The 776-nt window shown below is 76.4% G+C and carries 1 protein-coding gene; it reads right to left on the bottom strand.

Translation table 11 applies throughout. From position 1 onward, the window contains the following. Window positions 1-776: HAD-IC family P-type ATPase (locus PROKR_RS04475; protein ID WP_036959949.1), on the bottom strand; the 776-nt coding region annotated here is incomplete at both ends.

Below are 776 nucleotides of genomic sequence, written 5' to 3'. Positions count from 1 at the left end.
CGGCCCGCGCGATGGGGTGCTCGCTGAGGGCCTCGACGGCGGCCGCGCACCGCAGCACCTCCGGGGCGTTGGTGAGGTGGTTCGCGTCGTCGGCGGCCGAGGGGCCGGCGCCGGCCATCGCGGGGCTGCGGTCGGGGCTCCACACGTCCACCACGCGCATGCGGCCCTCGGTGACCGTGCCCGTCTTGTCGAGCACCACCGTGTCGACGCGGCGCGTGCTCTCCAGGATCTCCGGCCCGCGGATCAGCACTCCGAGCTGGGCACCACGGCCCGTGCCGACCAGGATGGCCGTGGGCGTGGCCAGCCCCAGCGCGCACGGGCAGGCGATGATCAGCACCGCGACGGCGGCGGTGAAGGCGGCCTCGACGTCGCCGGTCAGGGCGAGCCAGCCCACCAGGGTCAGCAGGGCCAGCACCAGCACCACCGGCACGAACACCGCCGAGATGCGGTCGGCGAGCCGCGCCACCGGGGCCTTCCCCGTCTGGGCCCGCGCCACGAGCCGACCGATGCGGGCGAGCATCGTGTCCTCGCCCACCCGGGTCGCACGCACCAACAGGTGCCCCGACATGCTCACCGTGCCGCCCACGACGTCGTCGCCGGCGGTCACGTCCACGGGGACGGGCTCGCCGGTGACCAGCGACGTGTCGAGCGCCGAGACGCCCTCCACCACCGTGCCGTCCGTGGCGACGGTGCCGCCCGGGCGCACCGCGAACACGTCCCCCACCTGGAGCGCGGCGACCGGCACCGCGGTGGTGCGCCAGCCGCCGTCGGGCAGG

It is taken from the genome of Promicromonospora kroppenstedtii DSM 19349, from assembly GCF_000515355.1.
Taxonomy (GTDB): Bacteria; Actinomycetota; Actinomycetes; order Actinomycetales; family Cellulomonadaceae; genus Promicromonospora; species Promicromonospora kroppenstedtii.
This window is presented reverse-complemented; position numbering and strand designations above follow the sequence as displayed.